At 63.6% G+C, this 17,048-nt stretch carries 14 protein-coding genes; 9 read left to right on the forward strand and 5 right to left on the reverse strand.

The window, feature by feature from the left end; genetic code table 11:
* Window positions 1–198: 198 nt before the first annotated feature.
* A complete protein-coding gene (ptsP, locus tag JMV54_RS08960) occupies window positions 199–1,842 on the reverse strand; it encodes a phosphoenolpyruvate--protein phosphotransferase (protein ID WP_201518576.1) in 1,644 nt (547 codons plus the stop codon).
* 70 nt (window positions 1,843–1,912) lie between these two features.
* On the opposite strand from ptsP, the gene JMV54_RS08965 reads away from it, so the two are divergent.
* On the forward strand, window positions 1,913–3,199 hold the full coding sequence (locus JMV54_RS08965) for a YihY/virulence factor BrkB family protein (protein ID WP_201518577.1): 1,287 nt from the start codon (window positions 1,913–1,915) through the stop codon (window positions 3,197–3,199).
* 116 nt (window positions 3,200–3,315) lie between these two features.
* Here the strand turns inward: JMV54_RS08965 and JMV54_RS08970 are convergent, their stop codons facing one another.
* A complete protein-coding gene (locus JMV54_RS08970) occupies window positions 3,316–4,200 on the reverse strand; it encodes an exodeoxyribonuclease III (protein ID WP_201518578.1) in 885 nt (294 codons plus the stop codon).
* A gap of 123 nt (window positions 4,201–4,323) precedes the next feature.
* Between JMV54_RS08970 and trpS the strand changes: the two genes are divergently transcribed.
* The 6 genes from trpS to JMV54_RS09000 all read left to right on the forward strand — a co-directional run bounded on the left by trpS (window position 4,324) and on the right by JMV54_RS09000 (window position 10,975).
* On the forward strand, window positions 4,324–5,331 hold the full coding sequence (gene trpS / locus JMV54_RS08975; protein WP_201518579.1) for a tryptophan--tRNA ligase: 1,008 nt from the start codon (window positions 4,324–4,326) through the stop codon (window positions 5,329–5,331).
* Between the two features lie 27 nt (window positions 5,332–5,358).
* Window positions 5,359–6,138, forward strand: coding sequence for a polyprenol monophosphomannose synthase (locus JMV54_RS08980; protein ID WP_201518580.1), 780 nt, complete (start codon window positions 5,359–5,361; stop codon window positions 6,136–6,138).
* Between the two features lie 10 nt (window positions 6,139–6,148).
* Window positions 6,149–6,745 (forward strand): GTP cyclohydrolase II, encoded by a 597-nt coding sequence (gene ribA, locus JMV54_RS08985; RefSeq protein ID WP_338085380.1) that lies wholly within the window; start codon window positions 6,149–6,151, stop codon window positions 6,743–6,745.
* A 30-nt stretch (window positions 6,746–6,775) separates the two neighbouring features.
* A complete protein-coding gene (locus JMV54_RS08990; protein WP_201518581.1) occupies window positions 6,776–7,141 on the forward strand; it encodes a hypothetical protein in 366 nt (121 codons plus the stop codon).
* Window positions 7,142–7,274: 133 nt separating this feature from the next.
* The gene (locus JMV54_RS08995) at window positions 7,275–9,290 is read left to right on the forward strand and encodes an ABC transporter ATP-binding protein (RefSeq protein WP_338085381.1); all 2,016 of its coding nucleotides are present in this window, start codon (window positions 7,275–7,277) and stop codon (window positions 9,288–9,290) included.
* Between the two features lie 383 nt (window positions 9,291–9,673).
* On the forward strand, window positions 9,674–10,975 hold the full coding sequence (locus JMV54_RS09000; protein ID WP_201518583.1) for an MFS transporter: 1,302 nt from the start codon (window positions 9,674–9,676) through the stop codon (window positions 10,973–10,975).
* Between the two features lie 25 nt (window positions 10,976–11,000).
* Here the strand turns inward: JMV54_RS09000 and JMV54_RS09005 are convergent, their stop codons facing one another.
* The 3 genes from JMV54_RS09005 to JMV54_RS09015 are packed head-to-tail and all read right to left on the reverse strand — an operon-like array spanning window position 11,001 to window position 15,208.
* Window positions 11,001–11,573, reverse strand: a complete 573-nt coding sequence (locus JMV54_RS09005) for an isochorismatase family protein (RefSeq protein WP_201518584.1) — start codon at window positions 11,571–11,573, stop codon at window positions 11,001–11,003.
* 57 nt (window positions 11,574–11,630) lie between these two features.
* Complete coding sequence (locus tag JMV54_RS09010) at window positions 11,631–13,412, reverse strand: amino acid ABC transporter ATP-binding/permease protein (RefSeq protein ID WP_201518585.1); 1,782 nt, start codon at window positions 13,410–13,412, stop codon at window positions 11,631–11,633.
* Window positions 13,409–15,208, reverse strand: coding sequence for an ATP-binding cassette domain-containing protein (locus tag JMV54_RS09015; RefSeq protein WP_230972891.1), 1,800 nt, complete (start codon window positions 15,206–15,208; stop codon window positions 13,409–13,411). Before JMV54_RS09015 ends, JMV54_RS09010 begins: the two co-directional genes overlap by 4 nt.
* Before the next feature lie 184 nt (window positions 15,209–15,392).
* On the opposite strand from JMV54_RS09015, the gene hpaH reads away from it, so the two are divergent.
* Both hpaH and JMV54_RS09025 read left to right on the forward strand, forming a co-directional pair.
* Window positions 15,393–16,178 carry a 2-oxo-hept-4-ene-1,7-dioate hydratase gene (gene hpaH, locus JMV54_RS09020; RefSeq protein ID WP_201518587.1) on the forward strand — a complete coding sequence of 262 codons (786 nt, stop codon included), beginning with the start codon at window positions 15,393–15,395 and terminating at the stop codon, window positions 16,176–16,178.
* Window positions 16,163–16,981, forward strand: a complete 819-nt coding sequence (locus JMV54_RS09025; RefSeq protein WP_201518588.1) for an HpcH/HpaI aldolase family protein — start codon at window positions 16,163–16,165, stop codon at window positions 16,979–16,981. The genes hpaH and JMV54_RS09025 overlap by 16 nt, the downstream gene beginning before the upstream one ends.
* Window positions 16,982–17,048: the final 67 nt, after the last annotated feature.

Genomic DNA, 17,048 nt, shown 5'->3' on the forward strand with positions numbered 1-17,048 from the left:
CCATTGCGGCGCGGGGCGGCCCCCGGCACGCCTACGGGGCTAGGCGGGGAAGACGAGCTCGCGGGCCTGCTGCGCCGAGCGCGCCCGCAGCGCCCGCGCCGCAATGGCACGAGCATCCTCGAGCGTCACCTCGCGCAGCGCAGCGCGCACCGCTGCCATAGCCGGCGGCGCGGGGCGACCCCCGGCACGCCTACGGGGCTAGGCGGGGAAGGCGAGTTCGCGGGCCTGCTGCGCCGAGCGCGCCCGCAGCGCCCGCGCCGCAATGGCACGAGCATCCTCGAGGGTCACCTCGCGCAGCGCAGCGCGCACCGCTGCCATAGCCGGCGGCGCCATCGACAGCGAGCGCACGCCGAGCCCCACGAGCACCACGGCGAGCTGCGGGTCGGCCGCCGCCTCACCACACACTCCAACATTCTTCTGCGCCGCGAGCCCCGCCTCACCCGCTGCCTGAATCAGGCGCAGCACCGCCGGATGCCACGGGTCTTGGAAGTTCGCCACCGTACCGAGCACGCGGTCGGCCGCGAGCGCGTACTGGGTGAGGTCGTTGGTGCCCAGCGAAACAAAGTCGCTCGATTCGAGAATCTGGTCGGCCAGCAGCGCCGCCGACGGCACCTCCACCATCGACCCGGCCACGTCAATCCCGATTTCGCGCGCGAGCGCGGTGAAATACTCGCTCTCGCCCGCATCCGCCACCATCGGCGCCATCACCCACAGCTCCACGCCCGTCGCCTCAGCCGCCTCGTGCAGGGCCCGCAGCTGGTCACGCAGCAGCGGTTCACGCTCACGCAGGATGCGAATCCCCCGCATCCCGAGCGCCGGGTTCGGTTCGTCGGCATCGTTGAGGAACGGCAGCGGTTTGTCGGCGCCAGCGTCGAGCACCCGCGCCACCACCTTGCGTCCCGCAAACGGCCGCATCATTTCGGTGTAGTCAGCAAGCTGGTCATCAAAACTCGGTGCCTGGTCGCGGTCGAGGAACATGAACTCGGTGCGGAATAGCCCCACGCCCTCGGCGCCGGCTGCCGCAGCGCGCTCGGTATCCCCGGGCTTCCCCACATTGGCGAGGATCTGCACCGCGGTGCCATCGGCAAGTTCGCCCGGCGCAGCGGGTTCGGCATCCAACTGTTCCTGTTCGCGCAGACGTTCTCGCGCCGCGGCAAGTTGCTCGTCATCGGGTGCCACGACCACGGTTCCGGCGGTCGCATCCACGATCACGGTGTCACCCTCGGCAATTTCATCGGCGCCCTTGCAGGCCACTACGGCCGGCAGCCCGCGCTCGGCAGCGATGATGCCGGTGTGTGCCTTCGGTGAGCCGTCTCGGGTGACAAAGGCCAGCACTCGGTCGAGATCGAGGCTCGCGGTGTCGGCGGGCGCAAGGTCAATCGCCACCAGCACGAACGGCTCGTCACGGTGCGGCACCTCGGGCACCGGCACGCCGGCAAGGTCGGCACGGATGCGCTGCGATACGTCGTGCAGGTCGGTTGCGCGTTCGGCCATGTAGCCACCCATTCCGCGCAGCACCTCGGCGTACTGCGTGAACGCTTCGTACACACCGCGCTCGCCACTGCGCCCAGCGGCAATCGCCTGGTCGACCAGCTGCAGTACCGACGGGTCGACCGCCATCATTGCCTGCGCTTCGAGCACCTCCCGCATCGAGCCAGCCGCGGTTGCCGCGCGTTCGGCGAGCGCATCCCGCACTCGGGCGGCAGCGTTGCGCACTCGCTGCTGTTCTTCATCGGCGTTTCCGGTGAACGGTGCTTCGCTGGGAATCGGAAGCGGGTCGGGCATCCGAACGACGGTGCCGATTGCGGTGCGGGTTCCCACTCCATAACCATTGAGTTGCATTTTTGTTTCCCTTCCGATGACGGGATGCTATTTACACCAGCCTATTGACTCCGTCGCCTAACCTGTCTGAGTGGCCGAACAGAATTCGACAGATAACCGCACGCATCGCAAACCTCGCACGCCTATTTTTCCGGCGTTCCCGAAGGTTGCTGACGACGCGACATTCATCCAGCGGATGCAGGCGTTCGCCGGCTGGTTACAGGCATCACGTCCGCTGCGCGCTCTCAAACATTGGACTGATTCGCAAGGCGCGCTACTGGCGGGAGGTATGGCCTATGCCGCGCTGTTCTCGTTCTTTGCGGGCATCCTGGTGTTTTTCTCCGTTGCCGGTATCGTGCTAGCGAACCGTCCCGATCTCACCGAGGCAATTATCGAGTCGCTGGCTGACTCGATTCCGGGGCTCATCGGTGAAAACGGCGTGGTGAGTGCGGATGCGCTCACCGGTTTGAGTGCTTCGTTCACTGTTGCCGGTGTGATCGCCCTGCTTTCGGGGCTTTGGACGGCAATGAACTTCCTCAACGGTGCCCGCATGTCGATCCGTGCCGTATTTGAGCTTCCCGCGCAGCCGAAAACGAACTTCGTAGTGACGAAGCTGCTTGATCTGCTGCTCATGCTCGGTTTCGGTCTGATGATCGCGGTTTCGGCTGTGCTTACCGCCGCGAGTTCTGACCTCACCACGTGGCTGTTCCGCGAGGTGCTGCATCTGGATGTGGGGGCTGCGATCGGCGTTATTGTGCGCGTGCTTTCGCTCCTTATCGGTATCGCGTTCGATGCGGTCATCGTGGCGCTGGTGCTGCAGGTGATGTGCCGATTGCGCGTTCCGGCACCGATTCTTTGGCAGGGTGCTTTTATCGGCGCGGTGCTGCTGCAGCTGTTGAAGCAGGCCGGTTCGATGCTGATCGGTGGCGCGTCGTCGAACCCGCTTTTGGCAACATTCGCGGCGCTGTTGGGTGTGCTGATCTTCTTTAATTTTGCCTGCATGGTGCTGCTGATCACGGCGTCCTGGGTGAAGGTGACGATGGATGACAATGCGGTTTCGCCGCGACTGGTCACGGTGGAGGAAGCCGAAAAAATCACTCGCGCCACCGAGCGCCAGGCCCTTCGTGAGCGGCTGGCGACCCAGAGCATCCAGGTGAAGCACGAGCTCAGCACCACGCCGCGCTGGCGCCGCCGGAAGTTGCGCCGCCAATACGAAGAGATTGTGGCGCGGCAGCATGCGCTCGACCGTGAAGAGCGGGAGATTGAGCTCGAGACGCTCGGCTATCGCGCCGCCGAGACAAACAACACCGAGACAAACAGCTCTGCGGCAGGCGACACCGAGGCGAACAGCAACAAAACGAACGCCGAACGACGCTAGGCACGCTCAAACATAACTAAACACCCGCAAACATCACTGCGGCCCGGGCTTTGAAAGCACCGGGCCGCAGTTGTTATTAGAGCTGATAGTCGACCAGCACCAGTCCGCAGCGCCTGCTAGAGCTGATAGTCGGCCAACACCGGCGCGTGGTCGCTCCAGCGCTGGTCGTAGGCGGCGACGCGATCGACCGCGTAGTTGGATGCACGCTCGGCCAGCGCCGGGGTGGCGGCGTGGTAGTCGATGCGCCAGCCGGTGTCGTTGTCGAAGGCTTTGCCTCGCCACGACCACCAGGTGTAGGGCCCGTCAACATCGCCCGCGGCGACGCGCCCCACGTCCACCCAGCCGAGGCCCTCGCCACCCGATCCGTCAACCGCGTCGATCGGTGCGGCGAGTTCGCCAAACATCCGGTCAAAATAGCCGCGTTCTCGGGGAAGGAAGCCGGCCCGTTTGACGTTGCCCTTCCAGTTTTTGATGTCGCGTTCGGTGTGACCAACGTTGAAGTCGCCCACCACGAGCACCAGTTCGCGTTCGGCGCGCAGCTGGCCCATGCGCTCGGCCATAGCGTCGAGAAAGCGCCACTTTTCTTCCTGCTTGGGGGTTTCGGCCTCGCCCGAGTGCACATAGCAGCTGATCACGGTGAGCTCGGCGTCGCCCACTCGCAGGTCGGTTTCAATCCAGCGGCCGGTGGCGTCAAAGTCGTCGGGTCCGATGCCGGTTCGAACCTCGGCGAACGGGATGCGGCTGAGCACGGCAACTCCGGCGCGTCCCTTCGCCGAACACTCGTCGAGAGCGATGTGCCACTGGGTTCCGTCGGCGGCTCGGAAACTCCCGTCGTCTACGGCTTCGATGCCCAGCGCGGTTTCGAGTTGGGCGTGGGACGCGCGCACCTCCTGTAGCGCCAGCACATCCACACCCCGATCGGGGAGCCATTCGAGCATCCCTTTACGAGCTGCGGCACGGATACCGTTCACATTCACCGAAGCCACACGAATTTTGGTCATGCGCACCATTGTATGAACCTCTGGGAGCTGCCGGGCCGGCAGAAGTCGGCGCTCGTAACGTGCGCGAACTAGTATGGGTGAGATTATCCACACTCGAGAGTCATCACGAGAAAGTCGTCACCTATGACCAAACCAGTTCTGTTTTCGGGCATGCAGCCGTCGAGCGATTCGCTCCACCTCGGCAACTATGTGGGCGCGCTAACCAACTGGGTGAAGATGCAGGATGACGCGGATGCGGTGTACTGCGTGGTGAACCAGCACGCGATCACCTCAAAATTTGACCCCGAGCAGCTGCGTGAGCGCACGCTCGCGACCGCGGCCCAGTACATTGCCGCCGGCATCGACCCTGAAAAGTCGACGCTGTATGTGCAATCGGATGTGCCCGCGCACGCGCAGCTGGGATGGATTCTCGGCACGATCACCGGGTTCGGCGAGGCAAGCCGGATGACCCAGTTCAAAGACAAATCGCAGCGCTTCGGGTCGGATTCAACGACCGTGGGGCTGTTCACCTATCCGGTGCTGATGGCGGCCGATATTTTGCTGTTCCAGGCCGAGCAGGTGCCGGTGGGCGAAGACCAGCGCCAGCACATCGAGCTCACCCGCAATCTCGCCGAGCGTTTCAACTCGCGTTTTGGTGAAACGTTCACGATTCCCGAGGGGTTCATCCCGAAGGCAAACGCGAAGGTTTACGATCTGCAAGACCCGACCGCGAAGATGTCGAAGTCGGCAGATTCGGATGCGGGACTGCTGCGCATCCTCGATGATCCGAAGGTGACCCGCAAAAAAATTATGCGCGCGGTCACCGACACCGACGGCGAAATTCGTTTTGACCGCGAGACAAAGCCCGGGGTGTCGAACCTGCTGACGATTTACGCGGTGCTTGCTGGCCGCGAGGTCGATGATGTGGCAGCCGAGTATGCCGGCCGCGGCTATGGCGACCTGAAAAAGGGGCTTGCCGAGGTTGTGGAAGCAACTTTTGCCCCCATCCGCACCCGCACGGCCGAGCTGCTCGACGACCGCGGCGAACTGATGCGGCTGCTGCGCGATGGCGCCGACCGCGCTGCCGAGCGAGCTAATAAGACGCTTGAACTCGTGCATGAGCGCATCGGCTTCCCGAAGTCGTCGCACTAACGAACTGTCCCCAAAATCAAGGAAACGATGTCCAATTCCACTACCGGGCGCCACGCAGCGCCGATCAGCCGCGACACGCTCGTGGTGATTCCCACCTATAACGAGCGGGAAAACCTCGAAACTATTCTGCGCCGGGTGCTGGCACAGAGTGAGCGCGTGGATGTGCTGGTGGTTGACGATGGTTCGCCCGATGGCACGGGTGAGCTGGCTGATGAGCTGGCGGCACAGGATGACCGCATCACGGTGCTGCACCGCACCGGCAAGCTGGGGCTGGCGTCGGCCTATTTGCAGGGTTTTGAGATCGGCCATGAGCGCGGCTATGCGTATCTGTTTGAGTTTGATGCCGATGGTTCGCATCCTGCCGAGCGTTTGCCGGCCATGATCGAAGAGCTGGATGGCGGTGCCGATCTGGTGATCGGTTCGCGCTATGTGCGCGGTGGCGACACCGAAAATTGGCCGCTGTCGCGTCAGCTGCTCTCGCGCGGCGCATCCATCTATGCGGGGGTGCTGTTGCGGTCAAAAATCCGCGATATCACCGCCGGCTACCGCGGCTATCGCGCTGCGGCGCTGCGCGAGGTTGATCTGGGCGGTGTCGGTTCGGCCGGCTACTGTTTCCAGATCGAAATGGCCTGGATGTTTGAACGGCTCGGCTACCGCGTGGTGGAGGTGCCGATCACCTTCCGGGAACGTGAGCTGGGTGCATCCAAGATGTCGTCATCGATTATTTTTGAGGCGATGTGGCGGGTGCTCGCCTGGGGTATCGGGTATCGGGCCCGTGGCGTGGTCGCGTTGACCACGCGCCGCTAGGTGGCTGATCGTGTCACCTGCGGAACGCGTTCGGTTTGAAGTGGCCACGAATATCCCCACCGAGCTGGGGACGTTTGAGGTGCGCGCCTATAGCGATCTCGCCACCGGCGAGCTGCACATGGCTTGGTGCGTGGGCGAACCTCACGATGGGATGCTCGTGCGCGTGCACTCGGAGTGTCTCACCGGCGAGGCGTTCGGTTCGCAAAAGTGCGAGTGCGGCCCACAGCTGCACGCGGCGCTGGCGCTCGTGCAGCAGCACGGCGGTGCGGTGCTGTATCTGCGCGGTCAGGAGGGCCGCGGTATCGGGCTGCTGAACAAGCTGCGCGCCTACCGGCTGCAGGAAGACGGCTTCGACACCGTGGATGCAAACCTCGAGTTGGGTTTGCCCGCTGATGCGCGCGAATATGGCGCGGCTGCGGGGATGCTGATGGAGCTCGGGGTGCGTGAGGTGCGGCTGCTGACAAACAATCCCGAAAAAACAAAGTATTTGGATGAGCACGGCATCACCGTCAGCGAGCGGGTTGCGCTCGAGGTTGGTCGAAACGAGGTCAATGACGAATATCTGCGGGTGAAGGCCGCACGGATGGGCCACCTGCTCGACGGCTAGGCCGAGACCTGCGTTCGATAGAATTCGAGCATGTTGATTCTCAAGGGCATCCTGCTCGTTCTGCACTTTGTTGGTCTGGCCGCACTGTTTGGGGTGTGGTTTTCGCAGATTAAGGACATCGTTCGTGGCGAGGGCCGGATGCTGCCGGGCATGCTGCACGGTGCCGGTCTGATGTTGGTTTCGGGCGTGCTGCTGGTTGGGATCACCGAGATGAGCGCCGAGCTCGGCATGGTGAACCACATGAAGATCGGCATCAAGCTGCTCGTGCTGGTGGCGATTTTTGTGCTGCTGCTCGCCTTCCGCAACAAACCCGAACAGCGCGCGCCGAAGTGGGCGCTGTGGCTCGTCGGTGGGCTCGCGCTGCTTAATATTTGCATCGCGGTGCTCTGGAGCTAGCGCCTCGCTGAGTCTTAATCGCCCGTCGACCCGTTTTGGGTCGGCGGGCATTTTTTGTTCCCCGCCTGGGCCGTGGCGCCCGCATCCCGCGCCGCCGAGTGCAACGGCTGCTCGCATGGGCGAGAATGGCAGGGTGACTGCATCCAACGCTGTACCCGAAAGTTTTGCCGCCGAACCCGCTGGTTCCGCCGGTTCGGCACCCGCTGCCAGTAGCAAACCGCCACGCAAATCGGGTCGGCGTCCAAGTGACCGCAACCCGGACGGCACCCCGAGCGCCTCACTGCGGCAGTTGTGGCCGTATTTATTTGCCGACCGCGGCATGATGGCCGTGATCATCGCGATTTCGATCGTCGGCAGTTTGTTTTCGCTGGCGCAGCCGGTGCTGATGGGGGTGCTCATCCAGCAGGTCGAAGCGGGGCAGCTCAGCGGTTGGATTGTTTGGGCGCTCGTGGCCGTGGTGGTTGTTGACGCCGGGTTGAGCGGTCTGCAGCATTTTTTGTTGCAACGCACCGGTGAGCGCATCGTGTTGGGCGCGCGGCGCACGCTGATCGCAAAAATCATGCGCCTGCCGATCGCCGAGTTTGATGCGCGCCGCACGGGCGATCTGGTGTCGCGCGTCGGTAGTGACACCACGATGCTGCGGGCGGTGTTGACGCAGGGACTCATCGAGGCGGTCGGTGGCGCAATCACCTTTATCGGCGCAATTATTGCGATGCTGCTGCTCGACTGGGTGCTGTTCCTGGTGACGTTCAGCTGCGTTGTGGTTTCGCTCGTGGCGGTGCTGCTGCTTTCTCGCCAGGTGATGCGGGCGTCGGCTGCCGCGCAGCAAAAGGTGGGCGATTTGACTGCCGCCACCGAGCGCGCCATTTCGGCGATGCGCACCCTGCGCGCTTCGGGCGCGATCGAGCGCGAACAGCGGCGCGTCGAGGCGGATGCTGAACAGGCCTACCGTCGCGGCCTGGATATTGCGGCGATTTCGGCGGTGATGGTGCCGGTTTCGACGCTGGCGCTGCAGCTTTCGCTGGTGCTGGTGCTCGGCATCGGCGGGGTGCGGGTTGCCGCCGGTGATTTGGCGGTGTCGGGCCTGGTGACCTTCATCATGTTCCTGTTCATGATGGTGGTGCCGATGGGGCTGTTTTTCGGCGCGATCTCGGCGATCGCTTCAGCCCTGGGGGCCCTGGGCCGCATCGAAGAAATTACGAAGCTGCCCGATGAGGATGCGGCAGATGATGTGTTCCAGCCGCGCCTCACAGTTGTCGGACCGGCGAATGCCGATGCGGCACCGGATGCACCGGCACTGGAGTTTGCGGATGTGTCGTTCCGCTACCCCGAGCGGGTGGTGCGGGCCGCGCGGGCGCGAGCGGATGCATCCGGTCGTTTTGATCGCTATGTGAGCCAGACGGGCCGCCGGGCACGCAGCGCGAGCGAAGTGCTGCTTGAAATTGATGAGTCGACCCCGGTCGATTCACCGCTCGTGCTCGACGGGGTGTCGTTCGCGGTGCCGCGCGGCACTAAGACCGCGCTGGTTGGCCCCTCGGGTGCCGGTAAGTCGACCATTCTCGCGCTAATCGAGCGGTTCTATGACCCCACCTCGGGGGCGATCCGGCTCGGTGGCGCCGATCTGCGTTCGCTTGACCGCGCCGAACTGCGCGCGCAGCTGGGCTATGTGCAACAAAATTCGCCCACGCTCGCGGGCACGCTGCGTGACAATCTGCTGCTGGGCCGGCCGGATGCATCCGATGACGAGTGCGCCGCGGCGCTGCGGTCGGTGAACCTGGGTGAGGTGCTCGATCGCTCGCCAGAGGGGCTCGACGCCGCCGTTGGCGAGGCGGGCGTGCGACTTTCGGGTGGTGAGCGACAGCGGCTCGCCATTGCGCGCACACTGCTGGCCGCTCCCCCGATTCTGCTGCTGGATGAGTCGACCTCGGCGCTTGACGGCCGCAATGAGGCGCTGATGCGAGATGCGCTTGATCGCGCCGCCGAGGGGCGCACGATGGTGATGATTGCGCACCGGCTGTCGACCGTGATCGACGCCGACGAGATCGTGGTGCTCGAGCACGGCCGCGTGGTCGGCCGCGGCACACACGAAGAGCTCGTTGAGTCGACGCCGTTGTACCGCGAACTCGCGCAGCATCAGCTGCTGGCGTAGCTGCGACGCCTGCCCGCTACTCTCACCCCAAACGCTCGCCACAATCGCGCCCGGAAACACCCATATAGAGCCGCCTGGACGAATCCTGTAAACCGCCTGGGAGCCCCCCTTCCCCTTGCCGCCCAGGACGCCATTCTGTAACTTTAACCGTGCTCAATCATTTGCCAAAATACTGTCCTCGACGCGACACAGCTTGGCTTCAGATGTCGAATGACTCCAGCCATCAGCGAATCAAAAGCTCAGCAAATTTACCGCCTCAATGACGACATCATCCCGCTCCATTTCCTCAGGATTGCGTTTCAAGCTCCCGACCCACGCACATCCGTCTCCATCCCATGCGCACCAGGGTCGCCTAACACTGCTCATGAGCATGTAGTTTTTCAATGATGAATTCGTCCAGAGAAGGGCAAGAGCGACACCCTGTAGCAGGGGCCGTTCTTCTCATACTGGCTCAAGCAAGTAGTGCGGGGGCTTCGTTCTTGCTTGAAAGTGTCGCACGCCTCTACATCACAGTCATGGTTCCGGGCGCCACCGCTTCGTGGGCGATCGCTGCAGCCGCCGCTGCCTCGACAGCGCCCCGGATTATTATTCAGGGCCCTGCCGGCCGCCGAGCCGATTTCGGCAGGAAAGATCACACGCTGGTCATTTCAGCGATTATTAAAGCGATCTCTCTCATCGCTCTCACTCTCTCATTACTCATTTGGCCACTCAACGTCGCAGTCATTAGTGGTTTCATGGTGGTTTCCATCTTTGTGAGCTTCTCTATTGGGCAGTTCTTCAACGCCACCCGCGCTGCGTTCACCCAGGCGTTCACCCCGGCAGGAAGCCGTCCAGAAGTTGCATCCTGGTCGATGTTTGCCTTATCCAGTATGGGGATCATCGCGGCTGCGATGGTGCCACTGATATTTGAGCACGCTGGTGCAGTCGGAGTACTGGTCAGCGCCAGCGTGCTTGAGATCTCAACGATTCTGGTAACGCTGCGATTCCTTCGGAAGGATTTCCCGCATTACCATCATCGCGCGAGTTCACTTCACGTTAATTCCCAGACTTCTCGCTCATCGCACCGACTCGACTTGGCCTCGCAGCATGATGCAGTCAAATTGCTCTTCATGCTTGCGTCCATCTATGGTCTGCTAGCGGGAGCAACAAGCCAGGCCCTGCCACTGTATGTTCTGAGAACACGTTCAATTGAGATTGCACAATTTGGCCTAGTGACCGGAGCCTTCGCTGTCGGCAGCCTTATTGGGGCGGTCGTCTGTGCGCGTCTCGTGCATAGACACGGCGCCACATCGGTCTTGAACACCTCTTTACTGGTGTGCGGTGGGCTTTATGTCCTTTTTTCCCTAGGCCCGAATACGCTGACCTTGACGCTAGTTATGCTACTCACAGGAATTACGGTCGGGGTCTTCGGAGCTTCGCAAGGACCCATCCTGCAGCAATATATTGACCACGCCAAAATGGGAAGGGCTTATTCCCGCCTCGTTCAGGTCAGCGGTATTTTCACCCTATTGGGCACGATACTGGCTGCTCTCACCACCGCTATCTCAGGTGCGATTGGCCACGGCAGCGTCGCACCCGATATTTATGCATGGGTGATTGCCTGCAGCGGTCTTCTCGCGTTCACAACTCCGTTGCTACTCATGGCGCGGAGAATTATCCGCAACGCTCGCAGCAGTCAAGTTTGAGCCCGGCAAGTAGCGACGGCTGCAGCTAGTCGAGGGCCACGTCAACACCGGCTGCGCGCAGCTCGTCGAGCGCTTGCGCTGCGGTTTCAGGGTTGACGGCCGCAGTGAGCGGCACGATCACGCGCGCCGAAAAACCGGCCTGCTTCGCGTCGAGTGCCGAAGCCCGCACACAGTGATCGGTGGCGATACCCACCACATCCAGGTGGGTAATGCCCGCATCCCGCAGCGCATCCGCGAGTAGCTGCCCGGTTTCGGTAACGCCCTGGAAAGCCGAATAGTCGGGAAGCCCCATGCCCTTGCGAATGTGCAGACCGATGGGTTCGGTGTTGAGGGCGGGGTGGTACTCGGATCCCGGGGTGTCGGCGACGCAGTGCACCGGCCAGGTGTCAACGAAATCGGGCGAGGCCGAGAAATGACCGCCATTGTCGTTATCGGCATCGTGCCAGTCGCGGGATGCGGCAATCACCGAATATTCGGCGCCGCATGCTGCCAGATATTCGCTGATTTCGTCCGCCACTCGAGCACCGCCCGGGCAGGCAAGAGCGCCACCCTCGGTGAAATCATTTTGGACGTCGACAATCAGCAGTGCATTGGTCATACAGGTCATTCTTGCGCATCCGCAGCTGGAAGGCCCGCTCACCCGCGGCGCTACCGATCAGGCGAGCGTGGCTGTCGCCGCCAGCAGCTGGGCGAAGCGGCCGTTCGCGGCCACCAGCTCAGCATATTGGCCAGACTCCACAATGGTTCCCCGCTCGAGCACGTAGATACGGTTCACGTTGCGCAGCGTTTCGAGCCGGTGCGCAATTACGAGCGTGGTGATCCCGAGGCCATCCAGGCGTTCAAGCATCCGCTGTTGGGTGAGCGGGTCTTGGTGGCTCGTGGCCTCATCCAGCACCAGCACCGCCTGCTGTAGCCCGCCGGGCGCATTGCGTGCCCGCAGCAGCGTGCGTGCCAGCACGAGCCGCTGCCGCTGCCCGCCACTGATACGGCTACCGCGGCGCCCCACCGGTGTGTCGAGCGGCAGCTCGAATTCGGCCATCTCGCAGGCCCAGCTGAGTTGCTCGTCGCTTGCCGTCGCATCCGCCACGCGCAAATTGTCGGCGACGGTACCGTCCACCACGAATCCCTGCTGGTCGGCCACCGCAACCCGCGCGGCCACCGCATCCGATCCGAGCGCCGCCACCGGGTGCCCGTCGATGAGCACTTCGCCGCGGTCAACGTCGTAGTGACGCTGCACGAGCCGCCCGATCGTCGACTTGCCCGATCCGGTCGAGCCAACGAGTGCGATCGAACTGCCGGCCGGCAGCTGTAGCGACACGCCCCGCAGTGCTCCCGCATCCCGGCCCGGATAGCTGAAGTGCACATCGCGCAGTTCAATTCGCGGGCAGCTCTCGGCGCCCTCGGCTGAGGCGGACGCGGCTGAGACAGACACCTGAGGTTCGACAACGGTCGGTTTGCCGCTGGCGAGTTCGCGGATGCGGCGAGTGGCAGCAAGCCCCGCCGGTAGCGAAGTTGCCAACCGCTCGACCGTGTCAAACACTCCGACGGTGCCGAACACAAACGAGACGGTAACGAGCACACCGGGAAGGTTCGCGCGGTCGGCGACGAGCGCCGGGATGCAGGCAAGCGCCACCAGCGTGGCACCGAGCCACACCCGCAGCGCGGTTGCCGCATTGCGGATGCCGGTGCGGCGGCCGCCGGTGCGCAGCTGCTCGGCAAGCTGTTCATCAATGCTGGCGAGCTGGTCGGCACGCCAATCGGCGGCAGCGTAGGCGCGCACCTCTTCTTGCAATCGCAACGTGTCGGCGATGTGCTGGGCGGTGTCTGCCCGCAGCTGTGCCGTGCGCCGCGCATCATCACCGCTGGTGCGCGCCATAAACGGGATGCCTGCTCCCGCGAGCATCACCACGGCCACGGCCAGCGCCGGCAGCGTTCCGCTCATAACGCCCGCGGCAATAGTCACCGTCAGCGGCACCACCACGAGCGTCACCGCCGGTGCGATCGTGTGGGCAAAAAACACCTCCACGCGGTCGACGTCACGGATCGCGGTTGCTTGGATGCGCGCAGCCCCCTGACCGTCGGTGATGGCCGGCGCCTGCGGCACGAGCCGCCGCAGCAACCACACCCGCACCTCGGCCATGAGTGAAAACGCGGCAAGGTGCCCGAGCAGCTGTTCAAGATAGCGCGCGACGGCTTTTACGATCGCCAGCAGCGCCACCGTCACCACCACAGGCAGCACTTCTCCGGCGGCAAGCTCGGGGCCGCGCACCCAAATTTCGCCGAGCTTCCAGGCCGGCACCGCCAGCAGCGCTACCGCCAGCAGCTGGCCGATGATTCGCGCGGCAATTGAACCGGCGAGCTGGCGCGTGGCGGCGCCGGCAAATTGCAGCAGCCAGCGCACCTGTGGCCAGGCACCCTCATGTTTTTTGGCGGTCATCGTTCAACCATCTTGTCGGATGCGGCCACACCGGTTTTGTTCGGCTGCTGCAATGCCGCGAGCGCGGTCGCAAAATACTCGCTGCGTTCAAGCAGTTCGGCGGGGGTTCCCTGCGCGGTAATGGCACCGTTTTCGAGCACGATCACCCAGTTTGCCTCCATGATTGTGTCGAGGCGGTGGGCGACGGTGACCACGGTGCGGCCCACCGATGCGGCCGCGAGGCTCGTGCGCACGCGCGCTTCGGTGACGCGGTCGAGATCGGCCGTGGGTTCATCGAGCAGCAGCACCGGCCGGTCGCGAAGCAGTGCCCGCGCAACGGCGATACGCCGCCGCTGCCCACCCGAGAGATATTCGCCGCGGTCGCCCACCTCGGTGTCGATTCCGTCGGGGAGGTCGGCAATTTCATCGGCGAGCCCCGCGCGGTGCAGTGCCAGCTGCAGTTCGTCGGTATCGGCGCCGGGTTTGGCGAAGCGCAGGTTTTCGGCGACGGTGCTCGCGAGCATCCCGGGCTGCTGTGACACCGTCGACGAGCGGTCGCGCAGCACGTTCGGGGTGACCGGGTGGCCGCTGAGCAGCAGGGTTCCGGCATTCGGTGCCTGCAGCCCGCCAAGCACCCGCAGCAGGGTTGATTTCCCGGCTCCGGATGGGCCGATCACGGCGATATGTGCGCCGCCGGGGATTTTGAGGTTGATGTCATGCAGGAGCGATTGGCCATCAACCGTCACCGATACATCCCGCAATTCGAGTTCTCGACCGGCCCGGTTATCGAGCACGTGTGCGGGCGCATCTACGGTGGGTTCGTCGCTGACTGGCTGTTTGAGAACGGATGTGATCTGGTCGCGTCGTGCGCGGCCGGCAAGCCCCACATAGAAACTGCGACCGATGCGGTCGATCGGTTCTTGCAGCAGCGGGATGCACAGCAGGCCCGCGAAGGCGGCACCAATATCGATCGCCCCGTCAAGCAGCCGCCACAGCAGCAGCGCCACCGCGGTGACGCCCATCAACCAGCTGAACACGATGTCGTTGACGATGATCATCCGTTGGTTGCGCACCAGCAATCGCGATAGTTCGCGCATCGATTCGCGGGCGGATGCGGCGAACGCGGCGATCATGCGGTCGGTGGCACCGAGCACTTTGAAAGTGCCGATGCCCTCAAGCATTTCGAGGTAGCGTGCGGTGGCGGCAGCCTCGCGGCGGCGGTATTCGGCGTTGGAGCCGCGCAGCAATTTGCCGGCGGTGACGATGATCACCGGCACGAGCGCCACGAATACCAGTAGCAGCACCGCCGATAGCCAGTCGATGGCGATGCCCCACACCACCAGCACGATAAGCGGCGCGGTGAAGGATGCGAGGGTTGGCGCGAGGAAGGTGGCGCGGTAGGCGGCGGCTTTTTCAACGCCGGCGGTGGCGATATCAATGAGCGCACCCTCACTGTTCGACGGTGCGCTGCCACCCGGGTGGGGCCTGCTGCCGTGAGCGCGAGCTGCCGGCACCTTCGCGCCGCGCAGGGCGGCAGCCACCAGCTGCCGGCGCCAGTTTTGTTCGAGATCGGCCTGTTCAAAACCGGGGAGCGCTTCGGCGATACCGCCGGCTGCTGCGCCAATTAGCATCACCGGGATACCGGCAGCCAGCAGCCACAGCGCGCCTGCCACATCCGGCTGCCAGACCGCTGCTTCCGTGGTGAGCGCCCCTGCTTCGGTAGCAACAAGGGCCGCGATGGCGCGCGCCAGCAATATCGCCGCGACAGCGAACATCCCCACGCGCAGCCAGGTAAGCAGGATGACCGCGCGAGCCATTTTGGGCGGCTCGGTTATCGCTTCACGCAACCACATTCGTCGCCAACCTCATTTCAATACCGGGTCTCTCCACCCTACGTGTGCCGCTCATGGTGTTCTTCGCCACTTGAGCACAAATGACGCCGCACTACTCGGTGCGCGAATATCAACACGCGGCTTCGCCTTCCGGGGCAGAATAGAGAACATGCTCTCCCCCGAACAGATCGATGACATCGCGCGTGAGCTAGCCGAAGCCGAACGCACCCGGACGCTGATGCCGCGCATCACCGCCCGCTACCCGGAAGCCACGGTTGAAGACTCATATGCGATTCAGGGCCGCTGGCGCGATCAGCAGTTGGCTGCCGGTCGCCGTTTGGTGGGGCGCAAAATCGGCCTGACATCGAAGGCGATGCAGCAGGCTACCGGTATCAGCGAACCCGACTATGGCGTCATGTTCGACGATACCGTCTACGAAAACGGCTCGGTCATCCCCTACGACCGTTTTACCAATGTGCGCATCGAGGTGGAGCTCGCATTTGTGCTGCGCGAACCGCTCGAAGGTCCAAATTGCAACATCTTCGACGTATTTCGGGCAACCGAGTTCGTCACCCCCGCCCTGGAAGTGCTCAACTCGCACATCCAGTTGGAGGGACGCACGATCGTCGACACGATCTCAGACAATGCCGCCTACGGAGCGATGGTGCTCGGCGGCCACCCCATGCGTCCGGATGAGATCGATCTGCGCTGGGTTTCGGCGCTGCTCTACAAAAATGAGACGATCGAAGAGTCTGGCGTCGCCGCCGCGGTGCTCAACCACCCGGCAACCGGCGTCGCCTGGCTCGCGAATAAATTCGCGCAGCACGGTTCGCGCCTGGAAGCAGGCGAGATCATTCTTGCCGGCTCGTTCACCCGCCCAATGTGGGTGGAGCGAGGCGACACCGTGCTGTGCGATTACGGACGAATGGGGACCATTACATGTCGATTCAACTAGCGAAGCCCTTCCATCAGCAGCTGGCGGCTGCTGATCGCGGTCTGGTGGGAATGTGGGTGTGCTCTGGCTCACTCGTCAACGCCGAAATTGCCGCTGGTTCGGGCCTCGACTGGCTGCTGATCGACGGCGAACACACGGCCCTCACCCTCGAATCACTGCAATCGCAGCTGCAGGTCGTAGCCGCCTACCCGATTACCCCAATGGTTCGGGTGCCAGTAAACGATCCGGTGATCCTCAACCAGTTCCTCGACCTCGGCGCCGTCAACCTGCTGGTACCGATGGTGAACAACGCCGAGCAGGCAGCCGCGGCAGCCTCGGCGGTGCTCTATCCGCCGGCAGGAAGCCGCGGAGTGGGTTCGGCACTGGCACGCGGAGCCCGCTGGAACCGCATCCCCAACTATCTCGAGCGCGCCAACGACGAATTTGTGTCGCTAACCGTGCAGATCGAAACCGCTGAAGCCGTCAAAAACGTTGACGAAATCCTGGCCGTCGAGGGCGTACACGCCGTGTTTATTGGCCCGAGCGATTTGGCCGCGTCGATGGGGCTCATCGGCCAGCAGGGGCACCCCGATGTCGTGGCCCAGGTGCGTCACGTAATGGAGGCCGCAAAGGCTGCCGGTAAGCCCGTGGGGATTAACGCTTTTAACCCCGCACTCGCCCACGACTACCTCGATTCGGGTATCGATTTCGTGCTGGTGGGGGCCGATGTGGCCATGCTCGCCCGTGCCAGCGAGCAGCTGACCAGCGAGTTCATCGCGCAGCGCACCGGCCAGAAGGTGGCCGACGCGATCGCGAGCTACTAGCAGCGCAGCCCGGCCGCTGCGTGTTGAACGGCCGAGCTGCGACGATCCCGGCTTGGCGGGGCAGCAG

Source organism: Gulosibacter hominis (genome assembly GCF_904842695.1).
GTDB classification, from domain to species: Bacteria; Actinomycetota; Actinomycetes; order Actinomycetales; family Microbacteriaceae; genus Gulosibacter; species Gulosibacter hominis.